Origin of the sequence: Eikenella corrodens, assembly GCF_003990355.1 — a bacterium.
GTDB classification, from domain to species: domain Bacteria; phylum Pseudomonadota; class Gammaproteobacteria; order Burkholderiales; family Neisseriaceae; genus Eikenella; species Eikenella corrodens_B.
On sequence record NZ_CP034670.1, the window covers coordinates 1,594,495 to 1,615,072 of the forward strand.

General features: G+C 55.2%; 26 protein-coding genes and 1 pseudogene. 17 read left to right on the forward strand and 10 right to left on the reverse strand.

The annotated features are described in order from the left end of the window. The first annotated feature begins 7 nt into the window (after positions 1 to 7). The 8 genes from gatA (at position 8) to ELB75_RS08080 (ending at position 8,028) form a co-directional block, all read left to right on the forward strand. On the forward strand, positions 8 to 1,456 hold the full coding sequence (gatA, locus tag ELB75_RS08045) for an Asp-tRNA(Asn)/Glu-tRNA(Gln) amidotransferase subunit GatA (RefSeq protein WP_126983482.1): 1,449 nt from the start codon (positions 8 to 10) through the stop codon (positions 1,454 to 1,456). Positions 1,457 to 1,560: 104 nt separating this feature from the next. Next, entirely contained in the window at positions 1,561 to 1,980 is a 420-nt protein-coding gene (locus ELB75_RS08050; RefSeq protein ID WP_126983483.1) for an SMI1/KNR4 family protein, read from the forward strand. Positions 1,981 to 2,077: 97 nt separating this feature from the next. Continuing rightward, entirely contained in the window at positions 2,078 to 4,024 is a 1,947-nt protein-coding gene (locus ELB75_RS08055) for a 3'-5' exonuclease (protein ID WP_126983484.1), read from the forward strand. Between the two features lie 121 nt (positions 4,025 to 4,145). Beyond that, a complete protein-coding gene (locus ELB75_RS08060; RefSeq protein WP_126983485.1) occupies positions 4,146 to 4,766 on the forward strand; it encodes a trimeric intracellular cation channel family protein in 621 nt (206 codons plus the stop codon). Between the two features lie 22 nt (positions 4,767 to 4,788). Then, the gene (locus ELB75_RS08065; RefSeq protein ID WP_126983486.1) at positions 4,789 to 5,241 is read left to right on the forward strand and encodes a hypothetical protein; all 453 of its coding nucleotides are present in this window, start codon (positions 4,789 to 4,791) and stop codon (positions 5,239 to 5,241) included. A gap of 89 nt (positions 5,242 to 5,330) precedes the next feature. Next, entirely contained in the window at positions 5,331 to 6,761 is a 1,431-nt protein-coding gene (gatB, locus tag ELB75_RS08070; RefSeq protein ID WP_126983487.1) for an Asp-tRNA(Asn)/Glu-tRNA(Gln) amidotransferase subunit GatB, read from the forward strand. A gap of 246 nt (positions 6,762 to 7,007) precedes the next feature. Then, positions 7,008 to 7,274 carry a SemiSWEET family transporter gene (locus ELB75_RS08075; protein ID WP_003714312.1) on the forward strand — a complete coding sequence of 89 codons (267 nt, stop codon included), beginning with the start codon at positions 7,008 to 7,010 and terminating at the stop codon, positions 7,272 to 7,274. A gap of 322 nt (positions 7,275 to 7,596) precedes the next feature. Beyond that, entirely contained in the window at positions 7,597 to 8,028 is a 432-nt protein-coding gene (locus ELB75_RS08080) for a hypothetical protein (RefSeq protein WP_126983488.1), read from the forward strand. A 204-nt stretch (positions 8,029 to 8,232) separates the two neighbouring features. On the opposite strand, the pseudogene ELB75_RS13265 reads toward ELB75_RS08080, so the two are convergent. After that, a pseudogene (locus tag ELB75_RS13265) lies at positions 8,233 to 8,345 on the reverse strand (IS5/IS1182 family transposase); the annotation flags it as partial. Positions 8,346 to 8,474: 129 nt separating this feature from the next. Here ELB75_RS13265 and ELB75_RS12895 point away from each other — a divergent pair. The 5 genes from ELB75_RS12895 (at position 8,475) to ELB75_RS08105 (ending at position 11,421) form a co-directional block, all read left to right on the forward strand. Beyond that, a complete protein-coding gene (locus tag ELB75_RS12895; RefSeq protein WP_241236056.1) occupies positions 8,475 to 8,768 on the forward strand; it encodes a hypothetical protein in 294 nt (97 codons plus the stop codon). Between the two features lie 73 nt (positions 8,769 to 8,841). After that, positions 8,842 to 9,288: an RDD family protein gene (locus ELB75_RS08090; protein ID WP_126983489.1), complete on the forward strand. Its 447-nt coding sequence runs from the start codon at positions 8,842 to 8,844 to the stop codon at positions 9,286 to 9,288. A gap of 113 nt (positions 9,289 to 9,401) precedes the next feature. Beyond that, a complete protein-coding gene (locus ELB75_RS08095; protein ID WP_126983490.1) occupies positions 9,402 to 9,878 on the forward strand; it encodes an LPS-assembly lipoprotein LptE in 477 nt (158 codons plus the stop codon). Further along, positions 9,878 to 10,885: a DNA polymerase III subunit delta gene (gene holA / locus ELB75_RS08100; protein ID WP_126983491.1), complete on the forward strand. Its 1,008-nt coding sequence runs from the start codon at positions 9,878 to 9,880 to the stop codon at positions 10,883 to 10,885. The genes ELB75_RS08095 and holA overlap by 1 nt, the downstream gene beginning before the upstream one ends. A gap of 332 nt (positions 10,886 to 11,217) precedes the next feature. Continuing rightward, complete coding sequence (locus ELB75_RS08105; RefSeq protein ID WP_126983492.1) at positions 11,218 to 11,421, forward strand: hypothetical protein; 204 nt, start codon at positions 11,218 to 11,220, stop codon at positions 11,419 to 11,421. A 67-nt stretch (positions 11,422 to 11,488) separates the two neighbouring features. Here ELB75_RS08105 and ELB75_RS08110 read toward each other — a convergent pair whose 3' ends face one another. From ELB75_RS08110 to ELB75_RS08130, 5 genes are all read right to left on the reverse strand, one after another. Further along, positions 11,489 to 11,683 (reverse strand): DUF1737 domain-containing protein, encoded by a 195-nt coding sequence (locus tag ELB75_RS08110; protein WP_035580172.1) that lies wholly within the window; start codon positions 11,681 to 11,683, stop codon positions 11,489 to 11,491. A 131-nt stretch (positions 11,684 to 11,814) separates the two neighbouring features. Next, positions 11,815 to 12,300 (reverse strand): hypothetical protein, encoded by a 486-nt coding sequence (locus ELB75_RS08115; protein ID WP_126983493.1) that lies wholly within the window; start codon positions 12,298 to 12,300, stop codon positions 11,815 to 11,817. A gap of 32 nt (positions 12,301 to 12,332) precedes the next feature. After that, the gene (locus ELB75_RS08120) at positions 12,333 to 12,944 is read right to left on the reverse strand and encodes a BON domain-containing protein (protein WP_126983494.1); all 612 of its coding nucleotides are present in this window, start codon (positions 12,942 to 12,944) and stop codon (positions 12,333 to 12,335) included. A gap of 37 nt (positions 12,945 to 12,981) precedes the next feature. Then, positions 12,982 to 13,572, reverse strand: a complete 591-nt coding sequence (locus ELB75_RS08125) for a phosphoheptose isomerase (RefSeq protein WP_126983495.1) — start codon at positions 13,570 to 13,572, stop codon at positions 12,982 to 12,984. 127 nt (positions 13,573 to 13,699) lie between these two features. After that, positions 13,700 to 14,035 (reverse strand): helix-turn-helix domain-containing protein, encoded by a 336-nt coding sequence (locus tag ELB75_RS08130; RefSeq protein WP_126983496.1) that lies wholly within the window; start codon positions 14,033 to 14,035, stop codon positions 13,700 to 13,702. Positions 14,036 to 14,298: 263 nt separating this feature from the next. Here ELB75_RS08130 and ELB75_RS08135 point away from each other — a divergent pair, with 263 nt between their 5' ends. From ELB75_RS08135 to ELB75_RS08145, 3 genes are all read left to right on the forward strand, one after another. Next, positions 14,299 to 15,009: a hypothetical protein gene (locus ELB75_RS08135; protein ID WP_126983497.1), complete on the forward strand. Its 711-nt coding sequence runs from the start codon at positions 14,299 to 14,301 to the stop codon at positions 15,007 to 15,009. 99 nt (positions 15,010 to 15,108) lie between these two features. Further along, a complete protein-coding gene (gene yecR / locus ELB75_RS08140; RefSeq protein ID WP_164726855.1) occupies positions 15,109 to 15,387 on the forward strand; it encodes a YecR family lipoprotein in 279 nt (92 codons plus the stop codon). A 9-nt stretch (positions 15,388 to 15,396) separates the two neighbouring features. Continuing rightward, entirely contained in the window at positions 15,397 to 16,113 is a 717-nt protein-coding gene (locus ELB75_RS08145) for a hypothetical protein (RefSeq protein WP_126983499.1), read from the forward strand. A gap of 280 nt (positions 16,114 to 16,393) precedes the next feature. On the opposite strand, the gene ELB75_RS08150 is transcribed toward ELB75_RS08145, so the two are convergent. Further along, a complete protein-coding gene (locus ELB75_RS08150) occupies positions 16,394 to 16,741 on the reverse strand; it encodes a YraN family protein (protein ID WP_126983500.1) in 348 nt (115 codons plus the stop codon). A 126-nt stretch (positions 16,742 to 16,867) separates the two neighbouring features. Between ELB75_RS08150 and rsmI the strand changes: the two genes are divergently transcribed. Then, complete coding sequence (rsmI, locus tag ELB75_RS08155) at positions 16,868 to 17,749, forward strand: 16S rRNA (cytidine(1402)-2'-O)-methyltransferase (protein ID WP_126983501.1); 882 nt, start codon at positions 16,868 to 16,870, stop codon at positions 17,747 to 17,749. Between the two features lie 133 nt (positions 17,750 to 17,882). On the opposite strand, the gene rdgB is transcribed toward rsmI, so the two are convergent. The 3 genes from rdgB to ELB75_RS08170 form a co-directional block, all read right to left on the reverse strand. After that, positions 17,883 to 18,485 (reverse strand): RdgB/HAM1 family non-canonical purine NTP pyrophosphatase, encoded by a 603-nt coding sequence (gene rdgB, locus ELB75_RS08160; protein ID WP_126983502.1) that lies wholly within the window; start codon positions 18,483 to 18,485, stop codon positions 17,883 to 17,885. Continuing rightward, positions 18,482 to 18,754 carry an NGO_0222 family membrane protein gene (locus ELB75_RS08165; RefSeq protein ID WP_064089595.1) on the reverse strand — a complete coding sequence of 91 codons (273 nt, stop codon included), beginning with the start codon at positions 18,752 to 18,754 and terminating at the stop codon, positions 18,482 to 18,484. The genes rdgB and ELB75_RS08165 overlap by 4 nt, the downstream gene beginning before the upstream one ends. Positions 18,755 to 19,410: 656 nt before the next feature. Beyond that, the gene (locus ELB75_RS08170; protein ID WP_126983503.1) at positions 19,411 to 20,538 is read right to left on the reverse strand and encodes an NlpB/DapX family lipoprotein; all 1,128 of its coding nucleotides are present in this window, start codon (positions 20,536 to 20,538) and stop codon (positions 19,411 to 19,413) included. Positions 20,539 to 20,578 lie beyond the last annotated feature (40 nt).

Here is a 20,578-nt window from a genome sequence, read left to right on the forward strand (position 1 = left end):
GACTCTCATGACCCAATACACCCTCACCCAAGCCAGCCAACTGCTGCAATCCAAACAAATCTCCGCCGTCGAACTGGCAACCGAATATCTTGCCGCCATTGCTGCGCAAAACCCGGCTATCAACGGCTACATCACTCTCGACCAAGACAAGACCCTTGCCGAAGCCCGTGCCGCCGACGCGCGTATCGCGCAAGGTAACGCTACCGCACTCACCGGCGTACCCATCGCCTACAAAGATATTTTCTGTCAAACAGGTTGGCGCAGCGCGTGCAGCTCCAAGATGCTGGACAATTTCGTTTCGCCCTACACTGCCACCGTTGTACAAAATCTGCTCGACGAAGGCATGGTAACGCTCGGCCGTACCAATATGGACGAGTTTGCCATGGGTTCTACCAACGAAACCTCGTTCTACGGCGCGACTAAAAATCCGTGGAATCTTGAGCATGTCCCAGGCGGTTCGTCCGGCGGCTCCGCAGCCGTTGTGGCAGCGCGTCTTGCTCCCGTCGCACTCGGTTCCGATACCGGCGGCTCCATCCGTCAGCCTGCTTCACACTGCGGCATCACCGGCATCAAACCTACCTACGGCACGGTTTCCCGCTTTGGCATGGTTGCCTACGCCTCCAGTTTCGACCAAGCCGGTCCGATGGCGCAAACCGCCGAAGACTGCGCGATTTTGCTCAATGCAATGGCGAGCTTTGACGAGCGCGATTCCACCAGCTTGGAACGCAGCAAAGAAGACTACACCTGCGATTTGGACAAACCGCTCAAAGGCATGAAAATCGGCCTGCCTAAAGAATATTTCGGCGAAGGCGCGGATGCCGATGTGCAGGCTGCTTTACAAAACGTCATCAAACTTTTAAAAGCGCAAGGCGCGGAAACCATCGAAGTTTCCCTGCCGCAAACCGCCCTGTCCATCCCCGCTTACTACGTCCTCGCTTCCGCCGAAGCCAGTACCAACCTTTCCCGCTACGACGGTGTACGCTACGGCCACCGCGCCGCGCAATTCGGCGACCTTGAAGAAATGTACAGCAACACCCGCGCAGAAGGCTTTGGCAGCGAAGTCAAACGCCGCATCATGATCGGCACTTATGTGTTGTCGCACGGCTACTACGATGCCTATTACCTGAAAGCCCAAAAACTGCGCCGCCTCGTTGCCAACGATTTTCAGACGGCCTTCGCGCAATGCGACTTCATCCTCGCCCCGACTGCCCCCACCGCCGCCCCCAAACTCGGCAGCGACATCCACGATCCCGTACAGATGTACCTTTCCGACATCTACACCATCGCTGTGAATCTGGCAGGACTACCCGCCCTGACCCTGCCCGCAGGTTTCAGCAGCAGCGGACTACCCATCGGAGTGCAATTTATCGGCAACCACTTCTCCGAAGCCAAAATCCTTGGCGCAGCGCATCAAGTACAACTGGCGAGCGATTGGCATACGAAAGTGCCGGTGTGAAAGTTTTCAGGTAGCCTTTAAGGCCGTCTGAAAAAGGCTACCTGTAAATAGTGGAATACGTAGCATTATTGTTTTGAATCATCTTTTTCAGGTAGCCTGAAGTAATGTCCCAATTAAAAATTCCAGAAAACTACAACAAACTACTCAAAAAATATGAAGGTCTAGATGGCACACTCAAACAGGAGCAAGACCAATTTGGCTACGAGTTGTTTACCGAAACCCATATTTTTTACAACTCAGATGAAATCCGAAAATACAGCCGCGAGCTACCCAAGGATTTCCCCACAGAGGAAGCTGAAGAATATACCGACTACCAAAAGCAAAACGAATACGATTTAGGCTATATCACCAATTTCTCGCAAATCCTCTTATTCGGTGTTGATGGCAGCGACTGCCCGTTTTGTATGGATTTCACAGAAAACAAAGAAACGCCTCGTGTGATTTATTGGGATGACGGCGAGCTGACATGGCGTGTTATTGCCGATTCGTTGGAAAATTTCTTTGACTTATTTGAATGGGAATAGCTTGTAAATTAGGTAGTTATAACCTATACCGCTTCCCTACTTATGAGGCTACCTGAAAATTTAAAACGGAAAACAAAGATTAAAGAGGAAAACATTTATGCCACAGTTTATCCCTGAACTGAGCGACCATATCCGCAAAGCCATGACCGCAGGCGAGCGTAAAACTACCGATTTCCTGCGCGAATATTTGGCCGAAGACTGCATCGTTTGGTACAACGTGCCGATGGGTAAGAAACGGCTGTATGCCGATTTCCTCGTACTGTTTCCAAACAGGGGGTTGTTGTGCTTGGAAGTAAAGGATTGGGCGGGCAACAGCTTTAGGCGCATGACCCAGACCGAATGCGAAATGGTGTTCGAGCACACCGCGAAAACAGTAAAACACCCGTTGGAGCAGGCGCGCGGCTATATGTTACAAATCATCGACTTGTTATCAAAAGAAACCCGCTTGCAGCACACCGGGGGCGAATACAAAGGCAGGCTGCGCATCCCCTACGCGCACGGCGTAGTTTTTACCCGTTTCAACCGCAGCGACATCGCCAAAATTACCGACATTGCCAAATTCGACCATCTGATGCCGCACACGCAAACGCTGTATAAAGACGATTTGAAAAGCGGGCAGGGCAACGCGCACATCGACGACAGGCTGGCCGCCATGTTCCCCTACCGTATCGAATGCAGCCTGAGCCGCAGCGAAACCGACCTCATCCGTTGGCATTTGTTTCCGGAAGTCCGTATCAACCCGCCCGAGCAGCAAGAACTGTTCGCGGACGACCAGGCCGACAGCAAAACGAAAGAGCAGTCTGAGCACCCAGCTGCCGATACCCTGCCACACCCCATCGCCGCGCCCGACATCATCAAAATCATGGATATTCAGCAGGAGCAGCTTGCCCGCAGCATCGGCGGCGGCCACCGCGTCATCCATGGCGTGGCAGGCAGCGGCAAGACCCTGATTTTGCTGATGCGCTGCCAATACCTGGCCGAACAGTCCGACAAACCCGTTTTAGTGCTGTGCTACAACCGCGTATTGGCCGATAAATTACGTACCGCCGTGGCCGACAAAGGCTTGGCGGAAAAAGTGGAGGTGTGCAGCTTCCACCAATGGTGCGGCAAACTGCAAAAGGCATACGGGCTGGACACGCCCGAGCGCTACCGCCACCTGCCCGGTTACGAACACGCCCCGCTGACCGTGCTGCAAGCCATGCACGACGGCACACTGCCCGGCGGCCGCTACGGCGCAGTGCTCATTGACGAAGGCCACGATTTTGAAGCCGACTGGCTGCGCCTGAGCGTGCATATGCTCGACGCCGACAACGGCCATTTGCTGCTGCTCTACGATGATGCCCAGGCCATCTACAAAAAAAGCGGCGCAGGCTTGGGCTTCACCCTGTCCAGCGTCGGCATCAAAGCCCAAGGCCGCACTACCATCCTGCGCCTGAACTACCGCAATACCAAAGAAATCATCGGATTCGCCTACCTGTTTGCCCAAAACAAAATGCAGCCGCACGAAAGCGGCGAAGACGGCGTACCGCTGGTCGAGCCCGAAGCCGCAGGCGTAAACGGCATTTCGCCCTATATCAAAGAATGCCCCGACTGGCAGGGCGAGCTCGACTACCTTGCCCGCTGCCTCGACAAATGGCTCAAAGACCGCATTCCGCCGCAAGACATCGCCGTCATCTGCTACAACAAAGAACAATGCAACGACGTTGCCAAACTGTTGAAACAAAAAGGTATCCGCCACTCCCTGCATTACGGCGGTAGCAAAAAGGCCTACAATCCGCACGACAACGCTGTTGCCGTCTTTACTATGCACAGCAGCAAAGGTCTCGAATTCCAGCGCGTGATGCTGATGGGCATCTGTACCTTGAAGCATAAAGACGCCAACCAGGAAGCCGACAACACGCGCCTGCTCTACGTTGCCATGACCCGCGCCCAAAGCTACCTGATGATTACCCTTTCCGGCAGCGGCCTCTACCAAAGCCGCCTGCTCGACAGTTATCGGCAGTTCAAGCAGTTAAACGACAACAATGCATATAAGGCTACCTGAAAGCAATTTAAGATTACTAACCAGCATGAATACCCAACCCATGAAACTTTTCAGGTAGCCTTTGAGGCCGTCTGAAAACCTATTTAACCACCTAACACTGCCTGCAAGACTACCTGAAACCATGACCACCACCGACTTCATCCAAATCATCGGCACCGCCGCCTTCGCCGTGTCCGGCTACCTCGTCGGCTACAGCAAGCGGCTCGACGTGCTCGGCGTGGTCATCACCGCCTTGCTTACTGCCGTGGGCGGCGGCATGATGCGCGATGCGCTGGTAGGACATGTGCCGCAGGTGTTCCGGCATACCGACGCGCTGATTGTGGTATTTGCCACCCTCACTATCGCTTGGCTGCTGCACGTACAACGCTACCGCCGCACCCACCTTGCCGCCGCCTTCCTGATTGCCGACGCCATCGGCCTGGCCGCCTTCAGCATCACCGGTGCACAAATCGGCATTAGCCTGCAGCTCAACCTGTTCGGCGTGATCGTGCTCGCCTTCGTCACCGCCGTGGGCGGCGGCATTGCCCGCGATATTTTGGTGAACGACGTACCCATCATATTGCGTGCCGACCTCTACGGCAGCGTCGCCATCTTTATCGGCGGGCTGATATATTTCCTCGCGCGGCTCGGCTGGATAAACGCCTTCACCCTGCACCTGCTGTTCGCTGCCGGCCTCGCCCTACGGCTGGCCGCCTACCGCTTCCACTGGCAGCTGCCCGGCTTCCAGCCGCGCAGAAAATAGCGGCAAAACAAGGAGAATCAAAATGTACCCCCACCGGAAAATATGGCGCGGCTTCACGCTAACCGCACTCGCCATGCCGATTGCCTTGTTTGCATTTTTGTTTTTGGTCGAACTGTTTGACCGCGACTCGTTTGACGGCATGGCAGGCCTGCTCAACACGGGCTTGGCGTTGATACTGGTATTCGCGCCGCCCATTGTGCTGCTTGCCGCATGGTGCTGCCGAACCCGATGCGCGCGCTGGCAAAAACGCTTTGCCGCCGCCGCGTTTTTCATCAGCCTGCCGTATTCCGTTGCGCTGTTTTTCATCTTGACCTCGAGCCTGTTTAATCCGGAATATTACCGCCCCATAAGCTTTGCGCTTTGGATACAGGGGGACGGATGGCTGTTTCATCTGATATACGCCGTATTCATGACGGTGTACGCCGTGCTGATGCCGCAATGGCTGCTGCCCGGCTCGCAGCCGCACAAAAAATAGCGGCAAAAGGCCGTCTGAAAGATACAATACGGTTTTTCAGGTAGCCTCTAGCCAAACCGATTAACCCTTCTTCAACAGAAAGACCCCTTATGACCTGGGAAACCGTAATCGGACTGGAAATCCACGTCCAACTCAACACAAAATCCAAAATCTTCAGCGGCGCATCGACCGCGTTCGGTGCGGAACCCAATGCGCACGCCAGCGTGGTGGAATGCGCGCTGCCGGGCGTGCTGCCGGTGATGAACCGCGAAGTCGTTGAAAAAGCCATCAAATTGGGCTTGGCTTTGGATGCGAAAATCAATCAGAAAAACGTGTTCGACCGCAAAAACTACTTCTATCCCGACTTGCCAAAAGGCTATCAAATCAGCCAGTTGGATTTGCCGATTGTTGAACACGGCAAATTGGAAATAGTGGTCGGCGACGATGTGAAAACCATCAACGTAACCCGCGCGCACATGGAAGAAGATGCGGGCAAATCCGTGCATGAGGGCTTGAACGGTGCAACCGGTATCGACTTGAACCGCGCCGGCACGCCGCTGTTGGAAGTGGTATCCGAACCCGAAATGCGTTCCGCCACCGAAGCCGTTGCCTACGCCAAAGCCTTACACAGCTTGGTGACCTGGCTGGACATCTGTGACGGCAATATGGCGGAAGGCTCGTTCCGCGTCGATGCCAACGTATCCGTGCGCCCGAAAGGTCAAGTGGAATTCGGCACGCGCCGCGAGATTAAAAACCTCAATTCCTTCCGCTTCTTGGAACAGGCGATTAATTACGAGGTGGAAGCGCAAATCGAGATTTTGGAAGACGGCGGCAAAGTACAGCAGGCGACCATGCTGTTTGACCCGGAAAAAGGTGAAACCCGCGTGATGCGTTTGAAAGAAGATGCACACGACTACCGCTACTTCCCCGACCCCGATTTGCTGCCCGTCATCATTTCAGACGACCAGTTGCAAAAAGCCAAAGAAGAAATGCCAGAGCTGCCGAAAGAAATGGCGGCGCGTTTCGTGGCGGATTACGGCATATCCGACTACGACGCGCGCCTGCTCACCGCCAGCCGCGTGCAGGCTGCTTATTTTGAAGAAGCCGCCAAAGCCAGCGGACAAGGCAAGCTGACTGCCAACTGGATGAACGGCGAACTCGCCGCCACGCTGAACAAAGAAGGCATGGAACTTGCCGACAGCCCGATTACCGCCCCACGCCTCGCCGCGCTGGTGGGCAAAATCGCCGACGGCACTTTAAGCAGCAAATTGGCGAAAAAAGCCTTTGAAGCCATGTGGGCCGAACCCGAAGCCTCCATTGCCGAAATCATCGAAAAACACGGCTTGCAGCAGATGACCGATACCGGCGCGATTGAAGCCATGGTGGACGAAGTGCTGGCAAACAACGCCAAAGCCGTGGAACAGTTCAAATCCGGCAACGAAAAAGCCCTGAATGCGATTGTGGGACAAGTGATGAAGGCCAGCAAAGGCAAAGCGAATCCCGCGCAGGTGCAGGAGTTGATTAAAGCGAAGTTGGGGTAAATAAAGTGCAGGCTGCCTGAAAACAGATTTTCGGATTTCAGGCAGCCTGTCGATTAAAAAAAGGCTGCCCTAGATAGCTAAGAAAAGTGTAAACAACGTAACGATTTCCTACAGGAAACCGCGCGGGTAAATATTTGCTCTACAGCCAGTCAAATCCTTGTTCGGAAAGCCTCCTTTTCGATAGCAATATTGCTCCGCTATATTAAAGGCCGTACAATAAAAATTTTTGAGAAAGGATACTTATCTATGATAAGCAAGAAAAAATTCAATGCTTTTATCGGAAGCATAGGCGCGGCAATCGGGATTTTTGTATTCATCGCCTATATCCCCCAAATTATCGCTAATTTGGAAGGGGAAAAGGCGCAACCGTGGCAACCTCTGTTTGCGGCAGTATCCTGTTTGATTTGGGTTTTATATGGTTGGAGTAAAGAACCCAAAAAAGACTGGATTTTGATTGTGCCCAATGCGGTTGGCGTGATATTGGGTTCTTTGACTTTTCTGACCGCACTTTAAAAACAACCGACGCGGTAGCGTAATCGTCATCATAAAGGCTACCTGAAAACGATAAAAGGGTTTTCAGGTAGCCTTATAGTGAATTAAATTTAAATCAGGACAAGACGACGAGCCGCAGACAGTACACACGTTACGGCAAGGCGAGCCAACGCTGTACTGGTTTAAATTTAATTCACTATATAATGCCGCCTGAGCATCTGTCTGAATTGTCAAACCAAGGCACAGGCTGCTTTTGCCTGCTAGAAAGCACGCTGCGCCGTTTACTCAATCAACCCGCGCTTTAGCAGGGCTAAGCAAGGGGGTTTCATCTTAGGAGATTATTATGAAATTTGCCAAAATCATGGCCTTATGGCTGGCTTTGTCCGGCAGCGCGTTCGCAGCAGGCTTGGACGCATCCGATGCCGGCGACTATGTGCAGCTGGACAAAGACCAACAGCCCACACAAATGCAGATGCGTTATTACCAGCGTGGCACGCAATGGGTGATGGACGGAAAACGCGGCGATGGCGAATGGATGCCGGTGTGCCAAGGCACGGGTGAATGCCGCCTGCAAACTTCCCCCGCACGGAAAGTGCGCGAATGGAAAGCCATGCTGCCCGCCGAACTCCAAGCCATGCCAATGGCGTGCATCCACAATAAGGCTTTTGCCTTCTGCCGCATGAGCAAGCCCGATAATCCGAATATGCGCCTGTATTGGTGGTTCGCCTGGAAAGACGGGCAAAACTATGTGTTTGGCTTAAACCGCCTCCGCTAATGCGGGCGCAAATAAAGTTTGCCCGCCCGTATATGTATGCCCAACAGCATGAATGCCGGGCAAAACGGATTGGCGCTGCCGATTCTGCGCGAGCGGAAAAATAATGTGCAGCCTTAAGCCATCCCGAAAGGCTACCTGAAAATGCCCGGCCGTTTTCAGGTAGCCTTCTTATCTTTTAGAAACAAGATGACCAACCCATCAACAGATGAAGTATAGTGAATTAAATTTAAACCAGTACAGCGTTGGTTCGCCTTGCCGTACTATTTGTACTGTCTGCGGCTCGCCGCCTTGTCCTGATTTAAATTTAATTCACTATATTAACCGCCGCCATAGCCGCGCACCCATTTTCATTCAAGAATGAAGCCTATCTGCTGCCACCCCAGCGTTGCGGCTGTTTCTCCTGCCTCGTCATCTTCCGCTCCTCTGAGTTGGAGGAAAGCGACTTTGTGCCGGAAGACGACGGGCAATACACGGCATGCTGCCCTTATTGCGGCATCGACAGCGTTATCGGCGAAAATTGCGGATACGCAATCACCCCGGAGTTATTGGCAGCTATGAAGGACTATTGGTTTTATAGTGAATTAACAAAAACCAGTACAGCGTTGGCTCGCCTTGCCGTACTATTTGTACTGTCTGCGGCTCGCCGCCTTGTCCTGATTTTTGTTAATCCACTATACAAGGATGAGCATGCTGCAGAATGTTCAGGTAGCCTGTTTAGCTCTTATATCATGGTGAATTAAAATAAGGTTGCTGCTGCGCTAGTTCTCCTTACCCCACTCTGGCTTTAATCCACCATACATCCACAACTAACTTATGAACCCAGAAGTCCGCTTAGAAAACGGCAAGGTATATCGGCTTGCCCCTGCTTGGAAACGAATCGCGGCCGCCGCCCTAAACTTCGGTCTAGCCTATGCCCTGCTGCAAGCTTTGCTGTATTGCTTCCCTGGCAACAACGATTTCCATTTGGTGCTGCTGCCGATGCTGGCTTATATGTTGCTGCAAACCATATTGATGTCGCTGAAAGGGCAGTCGTTCGGCAAATGGCTGTTCCGCATCCGTGTGCTAGACAAAAACGGCAGCAATCCCGGCTTTCTCGGCACGGTATTGGCTCGCGAAGTGGCTTTTGTGTTGCTATTGATTTTCTTCCGTTGGCCGGCCGGTTTGGCATATCTTATTTGTCTGGCCATGCTCTTGATTCCCAAATTCGAACGGCGTACTCTGCAAGATCGGTTTATGGGCTCGGTGGTGGTATCGCTATAGTAAAGGCTAGCTGAAAGCCCATGCTGCCGCTTTTCAGGTAGCCTCTCCCGTCCACAATCCGCTAGAATACGCCCCTAGCCGCCGCCTCTTGCGGCGCAAGCCAAGGAAACACCATGAAAAAATATCTGATGCTGCCCCTTTTGCTGTTGTTGGCCGCTTGCGGCTTCCGCCTAGCCGGCAGCGACCCCGCGCTCAACCCGCCCCTGCCCTACCAAACCTGGGCCGTACAAGGGCGCGAATTGCAGCAAAATATCGAAACCGAACTGCTGCGCCGCCACGCCAAACTCGACAGCGCCTTTGCCGATGCCGTGGTCAAAGTAACCGCTATCCAAACCAATAAAAACATCCAAACCCTCAACCTCTCCGGCACCGTAACCGAATACCAGCTGGAGCTCAAAGTATCCGCCCAAGCCTGGCGCGGTGAAAAAGCCCTGGGCGAGCCGATGATGATTACCGTGTATCGCACGCTGGACTACAGCGACAGTGAAATTCTCGGCAAACAAGAAGAAGAAGCCCAGCTCTGGGCCGATATGCGCGTGGATGCCGCCCGCCAGCTCGTACGCCGCTTGGGCTACCTGAAAGCCGAATAATGGCCGCCATCAGCACCGAACGCCTGCTGTCGCAGCTCAAACAGCCCCTGCAAGCGCTGTATGTGCTGCATGGCGAAGAAGCCCTGCTGCGGATAGAAGCCTTAGATGCCATCCGTGCCGCCGCCAAAGAGCAGGGCTACCTGAACCGCGAAACCCACACCCCCGACACCGCCGCCGACTGGCAAGACCTCCTCGCCTCCGCCAACAGCATCAGCCTGTTTGCCGAACTCAAACTGCTCGAAATCCACCTGCCCGGCGGCAAGCCCGGCAAAGCCGGCGGCGAAGCCCTCGAACAACTGGCCGCCAACCTCCCGCCCGACACGGTAACCGTCATCCTCCTGCCCAAACTCGAGCGCGCCCAAACCCAGGCCAAATGGTTTGCCGCCCTCAGCCGCAGCGGCACCGTGGCCGAAGCCAAAGCCGTTGATGCCCAAGCCCTGCCCGGCTGGATACGCGGCCGCCTCGCGCAGCATCATTTATCCATCGGCAACGAAGCGCTAGCCCTGTTTGCCGAGCGTGTGGAAGGCAACTTATTGGCCGCCAAGCAGGAAATCGACAAACTCGCCCTGCTCCACCCCGCCGGTCACGAATTGAGCATTGCCGAAACCGAAGCCGCCGTGGCCGACGTAGCCCGCTTCGATGTATTCCAGCTTGCCGCCGCCTGGATGAGCGGCGAACCCGCCCGTGTGGTACGCCTGCTCGAAGGTCTCGAAGCCGACGGCGAAGAGCCCGTGATGCTGCTGTGGATGCTGGCCGACGACATCCGTACCCTCATCCGCCTCACCGCCGCCCTCAAACAAGGGCAAACCGTAGCCCAAGTGCGCAACAGCCTGCGCCTGTGGGGCAGCAAACAGCAGCTCGCCCCCCTGGCCGTGCGCCGCATCCCCACCCCGCGCCTCATCGCCGCCCTGCAAGAATGCGCCCGCATCGACCGCATCATCAAAGGCGCGGAAACCGGCGAGGCCTGGCCTGCCATCCGGCAGCTGCTGGTGAGTTTAGCCGGCTAACGGGTGTCGGAATAACCGTAACCGGAAATATGTGTCCTAACAAAAAATGGGGCAGGCAACGAATTGTATAGTGGATTAAATTTAAATCAGGACAAGGCGGCGAGCCGCAGACAGTACAAATAGTACGGCAAGGCGAGCCAACGCTGTACTGGTTTAAATTTAATTCACTATAAATAGTGTAAGAAGTACAACAAGACAAAGCCTTATCGCCCTTTTTTAGGCGGTAACGATATTTTCAGGTAGCCTCCCGCGCACCGCAGAGGCTACCTGAAAATCCATCAGCAATATAGCAATCTCATCACAACTTTTTCACACAGAACCAAGGGGAACCCATGCCCCCTAAAACCAAGAAACCCCTCATTGGCGATGCCCTTGCCGTTTTGGGCTGGTGCGGCCACAACGCCGTCAAACTGAAAGAGTTTGCCAGGCACTATAATGGATTAACAAAAATCAGTACAGCGTTGGCTCGCCTTGCCGTAACGTGTATACTGTCTGCGACTCGCCGCCTTGTCCTGATTTTTGTTAATCCACTATAATTGCGCACCCAGACACCATAAAGGCTACCTGAAAACTTTTCAGGTAGCCTTTACTGTTTGCTGCACATCAATATTCGCTCAAGGGCTTGTTCGGATCGTATTGCGCCACTTCTTTCACAATCGCCTGCCCCACGCGCACGCCGTTGTCGGTGTGCGCCATGGTCGGGCTGCCATGCAGTTCCCAACCTTGTTGCAGGGCTTCGGTTACGCGGCGGCAGAACACGGAATCGTCTGTGCCGGTGAGCAAGCGGTAAACTTTCATTATCTCTCTCCTCTTCAATACCGGCCATGAGGCATTGCCGCACACATGGCCATAAACAGGCTGCCTGAAACTTTGCTTTGCTGCCCGGCGATTTAACGGCGTTGCAGTTTTGCCTTCAGGCCGCCTCCGTTTTAAAACAGGCTATCCACCGGATTGCCGCCGCCCTCTCCGCCATCGCCCCCGGGCTGGCGCGGTTGGGGCTGGGGCGCAGGTTTCACCGGCACCTCAACCGGGCGGATTTCGGTTTCCTGCGGAGTAATCGGCTGAATCGGCACTTCCTCGACGGGAGTAGTCGGCACAGCGCGGCGCGGATTCGGGCGCTCTTCCGGCTCGGATGCCTGGGAGGCAGCATTCATATCGGCAGCAGACGGCGGGCTGTAAGTTTGCCCGCTTACGGCCGATGCGCCGTTGGGCTGCCAAATTTCCACGCCCTGCTGCGGCGCGGAAGCATCGCCGATTCCCATGCGGGCGCTATCCGGCCTGCTCAACATCAGCCACACCATCGCCAGCAACACAATCACCACGATAAACGCCACAATAAATAAAATCTGCACTGCTCGGCTGAATATACTGCGCGGCGGTTTTTTGTAAGAAGAAGGCATTTCTTTGCCGGACATGGGTTTTCCTTATGATTCCGAAACAGGGGGGATTAGCGCACATTACCGGGCACAAAGGTTTCATACAGCGTAACCACCTGCTGCACGCCGGCAGTGGTGCTCACGGTATTGCTGACCAGCGCCTGCTCTTCAGGCGTGAGGATGCCCATCACATAAGTAACGCCGTTATACGTTACCACTTTCACATGGTTGGCCGACACCCCTTTGGTGCCGAGCAAAGTGGTACGTACTTTGGAAGTAATCCATGAGTCGTTGCTCACATCGCCGAAGCCGCGCTGGGCTGCGGAGGCTACCTGAATATAATTGTAGACTTTCTGAGCGTTGGGCTGGGCACGCGCTACGCGCTCCACAAACGCCTTGTCGGCCTCGCTGGCCACCAAGCCCATCAACAGCACCTGGCGGTTGAAGCTGACTACCGAAAGCTTCGGCTCGAAACCCTGCGTGGTGTTGTTGCTGCGCAGATGGGTAAGCGCCGAATTTTGGATGCGCACTTCCATCACTTGGTCATCGGCCTGCGCGCCGGTGCTTCGGCGGTCGGTGGCCGACATCACGCCGAATGCGCCAGCGCCCACCAGCGCGGTAACACAGCCGGAAAGCGACAACGGCAGCAGGCACAACAGCAGGAGGCGGAAACTTTTTTTCATGGTTTATTGTCCTTTTGAGTGGGAATAGGTGAAGCGTTTATTCTTCAAACAAAGCGGTATCGATATGATCGCACAGGGCGTGAATCAGCAGAATATGGATTTCCTGAATCCGTGCCGTACGCTGATGCGGCACATTGAGCAGCACATCGCCTTCAGCCAGCACACCGGCAACTTTTCCGCCGTCGCGCCCGGTGAGCGCCACCACGCTCATGCCCTGCTCGCGGGCGGCTTTGATGGCGGCGAGCACATTGCCGGAATTGCCGGAAGTGGAAATCGCCACCAGCACATCGCCCGGACGGCCGAGAGCAGACACTTGGCGGGCAAAAATCTGATCAAAGGCATAATCGTTGCCGATGGCGGTGAGCGCGGAAGTATCGGTAGTGAGCGCTATGGCGCCCAGCGGCATACGTTCCTTTTCAAAACGGCCGGTGAGCTCGGCGGCAAAATGCTGCGCATCCGCGGCAGAACCGCCGTTGCCGCACACCAAAATTTTGCCGTCGGCCATCAGCGAATCCAACAGCAAAGCCGCCGCCCTCGCCGTCGGCTCGGCCAATTGTTCGGCACACTGCTGTTTGGCGGCAATGCTTTCCTGGAAATGCTGCAATACGCGTTGGGCTGCCGAGGTCATAAAGGCTACCTGAAAAATAGAAACGAAAACGCGGCTATTGTAGCGGTATATGGCGGTTTGAACAATTGCCGCCGGGATTTAAGCGGCGGCAAAGAATAGAGAAGGCTACCTGAAAATACGGCAGCTATTATTCCTTATTGCGCTGCTCGGCAACCATGTGCCGCACCAGCTGCAACACCACCTGCTGCGATGCCGCGCTCAATTCGCCAAACAGCAACTCAATAGGCAGCTTGCCGACAGATTGCCCGCCCGAGGCCGACAGGGTTTCGGCAGTAAGGAAAATCTTGGAAATCGGGCAACCCAAAGCCTGCGCCAAATGCTGAAGCAGAGCGGTACTGTAGCCCTGATGCCCGCCCTCCAGGTTGGAAATAGTGCTTTTGGTGGTGTGCGCAAAATCGGCCAACTGCTCCTGAGTATAGCCTTTCTGCTTGCGCAATAAGCGAATCGCCGGTCCGATGTCCATAGCAGCGATTATGGCAAAACTGCATCACGCAAAAGTTCAATTTGATTAAATATATTTACATAAAAATATATTTTTATTAAACTTTAAGCCTTTCTCGACCAAATATAGTGGATTAACAAAAATCAGGACAAAGCGGCGAACCACAGATAGTACAAGTAGTACAGCAAGGCGAGGCAACGCCGTACTGGTTTTTGTTAATCCACTATAAAAGCCTCAATCAAATAACCATCATCATTCTCCACCTGATTTTTTGAAAACACATTATGAATAAATGGATTATCGGCATCATCATGATGGCCGCAGGCGCAAGTGCAGTAAAAACCGCCGATTATTTCCTGAACAAACCAACACCACAGGCCACCACAATACAAACCACGGGCAGCACTCTGCCCCAAACAGCGGACACCGGCAGCAACAGCCTGCCCACCTCCGCCGAGAACACCCCACTCCCACCCAAACAAAACGCGGATACAGACGAAATCCGCCAAGTGTTCGACACAGCCATCACCCACGCCAAAACAGCGCAATGCTCCGTAGAGCCGTTTGATGAAAACAACTTTCGCAACAACGTATTCCTGATTAGCAACACCGGCGAAGACGATTTCGTCTTCCGCACCTACGGCGTGTTGTATCAAAGCGATCCCAAATGCGCCGACGGCTCGGGCACGGCCAAATATTCTTTAGCCGAAGCGGAAGTATCCAGCCAAGGCGGCGGCCACATCCGCGTGAGCAATCCCGACCTATTTGCCAAACCGAATAACACCGAAACCGGCAGCTTCGCCTTCAACGACCGCTTCATCCGCAAAGCCGACATTGATAGCAAAGGCGTCCTCACCATCGAATACAACGAATACGCCGAAACAGACGGCAACTGCTGCACCAGCGAGCGTTGGGAAACCCACATCAACCCCAACACCATGACCCAGCTCGACAAACGCTTTTTAAGAAAGGAAAACCCCTATGCCGAAAACTAAACTCCGCCCCGTCCTGCCCGCTCTCTTAACCACCGTCCTTCTCTCTGCCTGCGCCACCCCAAAAGCTGGACAGCCATCGGAGGCAGTCGCGCCGACGGCGTGGTACGCCTCTCCATAGAAGAAGGCGAAATGGAAAAAGCCACCTACAGCGAAGAGCAAGGCCGCCAGCTTGCCGCCCAACGCTGCCGCTCGTGGGGCTACGATTCCGCCGAAGCCTTCGGCGGCACCACATCCCAATGCGTGCGCTACGGCGGCGTCATCGTACCCTGCTCGCTCACCCGCTACACCCGCGAGTACCAGTGCACCAGCAACGCCGCCAACCGCAACCCCCAACAAAACCAGCCCGACAGCGTGCAGGAACTGCGCCCTGTTAATTAAGGAGACCGCATGAAAAACGCACTCTACGCCCTAATCGGCCTACTCATCGGCGCGGCGGGCATGTTCGGCTATGGCTTCTACCGCAACCATATGGCACAGCCCGAGGCCGCCGCATCCGCTCCCGCCGTTGCGGAAGCATCTGAAGCCGCCGCCCCGCCGTCGGCTCAAACTACTGCCGGAAACAGGCCGATTCCGGCGGCGTTTCAGGGCGTTTGGATGGGCAACCAATTGCAGTCCACTTGGCAGGATAAATCAGATCCCTCCTACGCCGCTTCCTACTACTCCACCCCTGCCGGCGCACAGGCTTATTGTAATAATTCGGAAAACACAGGAATAGGGGCAAGTACCGATTATTCTGTAGACCCACTGGATAGCGGCGAGGATGCATGGCTAACCATTACCCCTAACGGCATAGAAAAATCCATGTTGGAAACCTCAGTAAATATCCGAAACCTGCACTACACCGTTTACACTCCGAATCACATCGCCGGTACGGCAGAATATGTCATCTACGACTTTTCTTGCCGCAAAGAAGTAGAAGGCAGTTTTGATACCACCTGCGAAAACAAGCACGACAGCTTCGAACTCAGGCTGGAAGGCGACACCTTATACATCACCAACGGCTACGACTATATCGATGACACCACAGGCAAACGCATGATAGGCACTAACACCGGCCGCTTCGTCCGCCACCCCTGCCCGCCCAAGCCTGACCAGAACACATAAACAAAGGTGTAGGAAATCGTTGCGTTGTTTACACTTTTTCTGAAGCAGATGGCTTTTGTTTTTGCTTAAATGATTTTTAAGCATCTATCCGCCATTATCAAGAACAGAGCGGGTTTCCCGTGTCTATCGACATTCTTGACAATGCCAGATAGATGCTCAACCAGGTCTTCAAGCAAAAGCCGAAAGTGTAAACAACGCTGTCGATTTCTACACAAAAGGCTACCTGAAAATTCCAACCGCTTTTCAGGTAGCCTTTTCCCTTACCGCTGCTTCTGCCGCCTCAATACCCGCCGATATCCTTCACCCACTGCGGCGGCTGATCGCCTTCAATCAGGATGGCATCGAGACGGCAAGGTTGATTCGGCGCGTTTTGCTGAAGCCAGGTTTCGGCGCTGCGGCTGAGTTTGGCCAGTTTGGCCGGGGTGATGCTCGCTGCCGCGCCGCCGAATCTTTGGCTGCGCCGCTGCCGCACTTCCACAAACAAATACACCCCGCCCTGTTCGGCGATGATATCGATTTCGCCATAGCGGCAATGCCAGTTGCGCGCCAGGATGCGGCAGCCTTGTTTTTTCAGGTAGCCTGCGGCGGTATCTTCGGCAGCTTGGCCGGCAGCGTGGTTGAGGCGCATGGTTTTCCTTTCGTGCGATAGCGCAAATCAGCCCCGCTTCCGCCACGGCCTACCTCGCCTTGTATCGGAAGCGAATTTAATTTGCTATAGTTTGCGGCGTTTCAAACGCAATCATACCCGAAGAGAATGTGGCAAAAAATATTGGATAAGGCGGCTGCGCAGATTGAGCCGCAAACGCTGTATGTGGTGGCAACGCCCATCGGCAACCTGGCCGACATCACGCTGCGTGCACTGGCGGTGTTGCAACGGGCAGACTTGGTGTGTGCGGAAGACACGCGCGTGAGCCAGCAGCTGCTCTCGGTCTACGGCATCCGCGCCAAGCTCGTGAGCGTGCGCGAACACAACGAACGGCAAATGACCGACACCATCACCGCCGCGCTCGCCGCCGGGCAGGTGGTGGCGCAGATATCGGATGCGGGCACGCCGGCAGTGTGCGACCCCGGCGCGCGGCTGGCCTCAGGCGTGCGGGCAGCGGGCTTCAAAGTGGTGCCGGTGGCCGGGGCCAGCGCGGTGATGGCGGCTTTGAGCGTGGCCGGGGTAACGCAGTCGGATTTTTATTTTGCCGGCTTCCTGCCGCCCAAGGCGGGCGAACGGGCGCAATGGTTTGAGCGCTGGCGCGAAGTGCCCTATGCCGTGGCGATGTTTGAAACGCCGCACCGCATCGAGGCGGCTCTCGCCCAAATGGCCGAAATCCTGCCCAACCGGCATTTGGTGCTGGCACGCGAAATCAGCAAAACGTTTGAAACCTTCATCAGCGGCAGCGTGGCCGACGTGCTGGCTGCCGTGCGTGCCGATGCCAACCAAACGCGCGGCGAGATGGTGCTGGTGCTGCACCCCCCCGAAGCCGCCGCGGCCAACGAACTGAACGACCAGACGCGGCACATCATGAGCCTGCTCGCCGCCGAACTGCCGCCGAAAAAAGCCGCCGCACTGGCTGCGGAAATCAGCGGGGCAAACAAGAAAGCGCTGTATGAATGGGCGGTGGCGCAGAAGCAAGAGGGAGCATAAGAGCAGCCTGCTTAAACGGGTATGGAAATCAACGGAAGCCGTCTGCAGCAAAAGGCCGCTGCGTTGCCCCGAATTGCCATACTGCCTATGCCGTTCTGCAGTCTGCCTTGTTTCATCTCCATTCTAACCGGCGTTAATCGGCCAAATCCAAAACCAAAATCTTCTCCAGCAACTGCCGCAGAGCCTGGGCGCGGTGGCTGAGCTGGTTTTTGGTGTCGGGGTCAAGCTGGGCGGCGGTTTTCTGCAATTCAGGCAGGTAGAAATGCGGGTCGTAACCAAAGCCGTTGCTTCCGGCCGCCTGCTCCTGCCATTGCCCGTGCCATACACCTTCGGCAATCAGCGGTTGTGGGTCATCCGCGTGGCGCACCAAAACCAGCACGCAAACGTAATACACGGCACGGTCGGCCTGCGCGGCCAAATCGGCGCTCAGTTTGGCGTTGTTGGCCGCATCGGAGCGCGGTTCTGCTCCGGCATAGCGTGCGGAGAGCACGCCCGGCGCGCCGTTTAGGGCGGGGGCGCAAATGCCGCTGTCGTCGGCCAGCGCAGGCAGGCCGCTGTGCCGGCTGGCATGCCGTGCCTTGGCCAGCGCGTTTTCCACAAAACTCACATGCGGCTCCGGGCATTCGGGCACGGCAAAATCCGACTGCGGCCGAACCCGCCAGCCGAGCTCGGCAAACAGGGCGTTGAATTCACGCAGTTTTCCAGCGTTGCCGCTGGCCAATACCAATTCTTTCACGACGCCTCCTTGTCTGCCGTCTGATCTTCGCTTTCCGGCTGCTGCAAAGCAGCCTGTTGCATCTGTTGGGCGGCAATCAGCTGTTTTTCGCGCAAAAACTTAGCCAGCGAAGCCATCTGCCCGGCCACACACAAGAAGGCAGCCAAAAAGCAAGCGATGGCGGCGGCGGTGTGTTTTAGAATAAACAACACATTGCCTGCCAGCAGCAGCAGGATAAATAAAATGGTAAACAGCGCGGTAAGTTTCAGGTAGCGTCTGGTTTTATTCATGGCGATATGCGGAAAGAAAAGGAATTTGCTTGGAATAGGCTGATATTAAATCTATTTTGAGGTGATAACTGCTGGAAACGCCAAATCGGGCTATTTATCCCGAAATATAGTGAATTAACAAAAATCAGGACAAGGCGACGAGCCGCAGACAGTACACACGTTACGGCAAGGCGAGACAACGCTGTACTGGTTTAAATTTAATTCACTAATACATTTTCAGGTAGCCTCAAACACCGACCGCTTCTATAACCCATCCAAATAAGGATGAGGCAAGGTGGAGATCTGGGCAAGACGAGTCCGCGCCGCAGCATTCTCCTTTAATTCATCATAAGCCGCCCCTGCCCTAATTCAGTTTCATAGAACCCGTATTTTCAGGTAGCCCGGGGGCAGCCTAAAAGCCTCTCTATATTGCGGGACGGCGAACTAAGGCTACCTGAAAATACTGGCATGGCAAGCAGTTGATTGCATACATCACCTTCTATAGTGAATTAACAAAAACCAGTACAGCGTTGGCTCGCCTTGCCGTAACGTGTGTACTGTCTGCGGCTCGCCGCCTTGTCCTGATTTTTGTTAATCCACTATAAACAAACCAGATACCGACAGCCAACACAAAAGCAGCCTTAATCTGCATTAAAGGCTGCTTTCTCATTGCGTGATCAGCGCAGTTCGTTATACAGGCGGCTTAACCAGGTTTGCGCGTCTGCGCCTTGGTAGGGGCTGCCGTCTTTGTTTGCCAACACCAGTTGGCTGGCATTGTTGCCCTGCGGCTGCACCGCCACCACAAATTCGGGTCGTGCCTGCGGCTCGGCGGGTTTGCTGCTGCGGCCGAACAGGCGGCCGAAGAAGCCGGGTTTCTCAGTGCGCACGGCTTCGCCCTCGGCGGGGGCTACCTGAACCAGATAGGCTTGGCGCTGGGTGTCTTGGCCGGTAACGCTCAGGCCGATGCGGTCGAGCGCGAGGCCGACGCGGCGCCAGTTGCGGGCTTGGTCGCCGCGCAAAATCAGGCGGCCGTTTTCCAGGCTGGCCAAATCGCCGCTGTGCGGGGCGGTAGATTGCTGCTGCTTCAGCGCCTGCTCAATTTGTTGTTCGTCTGCGCCCAAATACTGCATGAAGCGGCCGAGTAAGGCGGCTTCCAAAGCGGTATCGCGCGGCGAGGGCTGCCACATAGTGGTGTCTTTGTTGCGGTCGGCGTAGGTTTCCTTCATGCCGCGATGGGTGAAGAATACATCGGTTCCGCCTTTGCTGTTGCGCTCCAAGCGGATGGTGAATTTGTCGCGTTCGCCGGTGGAATACACCCCGCCCAAGCCGACGCGTTCAAACAGGCGGCGCAGGCCGTCTTGCGGCAGTTTGGCACGGTTTTCCGCCCAATCGGTTTCCATCAGGCCGATGCCCGGCTCTTCTCGGGCAATCACGAAACCCTGCTCCTGCCAGAAGGCGTGCAGGAGCGGCCATACTTCGGCCGGGGTTTTGTTGGCAATGTTCAGCCAACGCTCGCCGCCTTCCCGATGCATGGTGATGTTTTTCACTTCGGCCAACACGGGCGAGCCGGCTTTGTTGGCCGCGGCCTGACGGTTGCGCGCCACATCGCTGGCACGCACCGAACCGCCTGCGGGCAGGTTGTATACATTACCTTGCGAGGGGTTGTCCAAATCAGGCGGCACTTCCAAGCTCACCACTTTGCGGTTTTCGGTTTGGTAGTCCAGCTTGGGGGCTTCGTTTTTGGTGGCGCAACCGGCCACCAGGCTGGCCATCAACAAGGCGGCGGGCAGTTTGAATACGTTCATGCAGCTATGTCCTTCAGGGTTGAAACTTGGGATAAAATCC

Bases quoted from the DNA above. Each gene is read 5' to 3' on its own strand.
- ELB75_RS08165 (WP_064089595.1), bottom strand. From the start codon at position 18,754: ATGAATAAAACCAGACGCTACCTGAAACTTACCGCGCTGTTTACCATT.
- gatA (WP_126983482.1), top strand. From the start codon at position 8: ATGACCCAATACACCCTCACCCAAGCCAGCCAACTGCTGCAATCCAAA.
- ELB75_RS08125 (WP_126983495.1), bottom strand. From the start codon at position 13,572: ATGACCTCGGCAGCCCAACGCGTATTGCAGCATTTCCAGGAAAGCATT.
- ELB75_RS08115 (WP_126983493.1), bottom strand. From the start codon at position 12,300: ATGTCCGGCAAAGAAATGCCTTCTTCTTACAAAAAACCGCCGCGCAGT.
- ELB75_RS08105 (WP_126983492.1), top strand. From the start codon at position 11,218: ATGCCCCCTAAAACCAAGAAACCCCTCATTGGCGATGCCCTTGCCGTT.
- ELB75_RS08120 (WP_126983494.1), bottom strand. From the start codon at position 12,944: ATGAAAAAAAGTTTCCGCCTCCTGCTGTTGTGCCTGCTGCCGTTGTCG.
- ELB75_RS08130 (WP_126983496.1), bottom strand. From the start codon at position 14,035: ATGGACATCGGACCGGCGATTCGCTTATTGCGCAAGCAGAAAGGCTAT.
- ELB75_RS08050 (WP_126983483.1), top strand. From the start codon at position 1,561: ATGTCCCAATTAAAAATTCCAGAAAACTACAACAAACTACTCAAAAAA.
- ELB75_RS08095 (WP_126983490.1), top strand. From the start codon at position 9,402: ATGAAAAAATATCTGATGCTGCCCCTTTTGCTGTTGTTGGCCGCTTGC.
- holA (WP_126983491.1), top strand. From the start codon at position 9,878: ATGGCCGCCATCAGCACCGAACGCCTGCTGTCGCAGCTCAAACAGCCC.
- ELB75_RS08060 (WP_126983485.1), top strand. From the start codon at position 4,146: ATGACCACCACCGACTTCATCCAAATCATCGGCACCGCCGCCTTCGCC.
- ELB75_RS08135 (WP_126983497.1), top strand. From the start codon at position 14,299: ATGAATAAATGGATTATCGGCATCATCATGATGGCCGCAGGCGCAAGT.
- ELB75_RS08145 (WP_126983499.1), top strand. From the start codon at position 15,397: ATGAAAAACGCACTCTACGCCCTAATCGGCCTACTCATCGGCGCGGCG.
- ELB75_RS08055 (WP_126983484.1), top strand. From the start codon at position 2,078: ATGCCACAGTTTATCCCTGAACTGAGCGACCATATCCGCAAAGCCATG.
- ELB75_RS08170 (WP_126983503.1), bottom strand. From the start codon at position 20,538: ATGAACGTATTCAAACTGCCCGCCGCCTTGTTGATGGCCAGCCTGGTG.
- ELB75_RS08065 (WP_126983486.1), top strand. From the start codon at position 4,789: ATGTACCCCCACCGGAAAATATGGCGCGGCTTCACGCTAACCGCACTC.
- rsmI (WP_126983501.1), top strand. From the start codon at position 16,868: ATGTGGCAAAAAATATTGGATAAGGCGGCTGCGCAGATTGAGCCGCAA.
- ELB75_RS08150 (WP_126983500.1), bottom strand. From the start codon at position 16,741: ATGCGCCTCAACCACGCTGCCGGCCAAGCTGCCGAAGATACCGCCGCA.
- ELB75_RS08110 (WP_035580172.1), bottom strand. From the start codon at position 11,683: ATGAAAGTTTACCGCTTGCTCACCGGCACAGACGATTCCGTGTTCTGC.
- gatB (WP_126983487.1), top strand. From the start codon at position 5,331: ATGACCTGGGAAACCGTAATCGGACTGGAAATCCACGTCCAACTCAAC.
- ELB75_RS08090 (WP_126983489.1), top strand. From the start codon at position 8,842: ATGAACCCAGAAGTCCGCTTAGAAAACGGCAAGGTATATCGGCTTGCC.
- ELB75_RS08080 (WP_126983488.1), top strand. From the start codon at position 7,597: ATGAAATTTGCCAAAATCATGGCCTTATGGCTGGCTTTGTCCGGCAGC.
- ELB75_RS08075 (WP_003714312.1), top strand. From the start codon at position 7,008: ATGATAAGCAAGAAAAAATTCAATGCTTTTATCGGAAGCATAGGCGCG.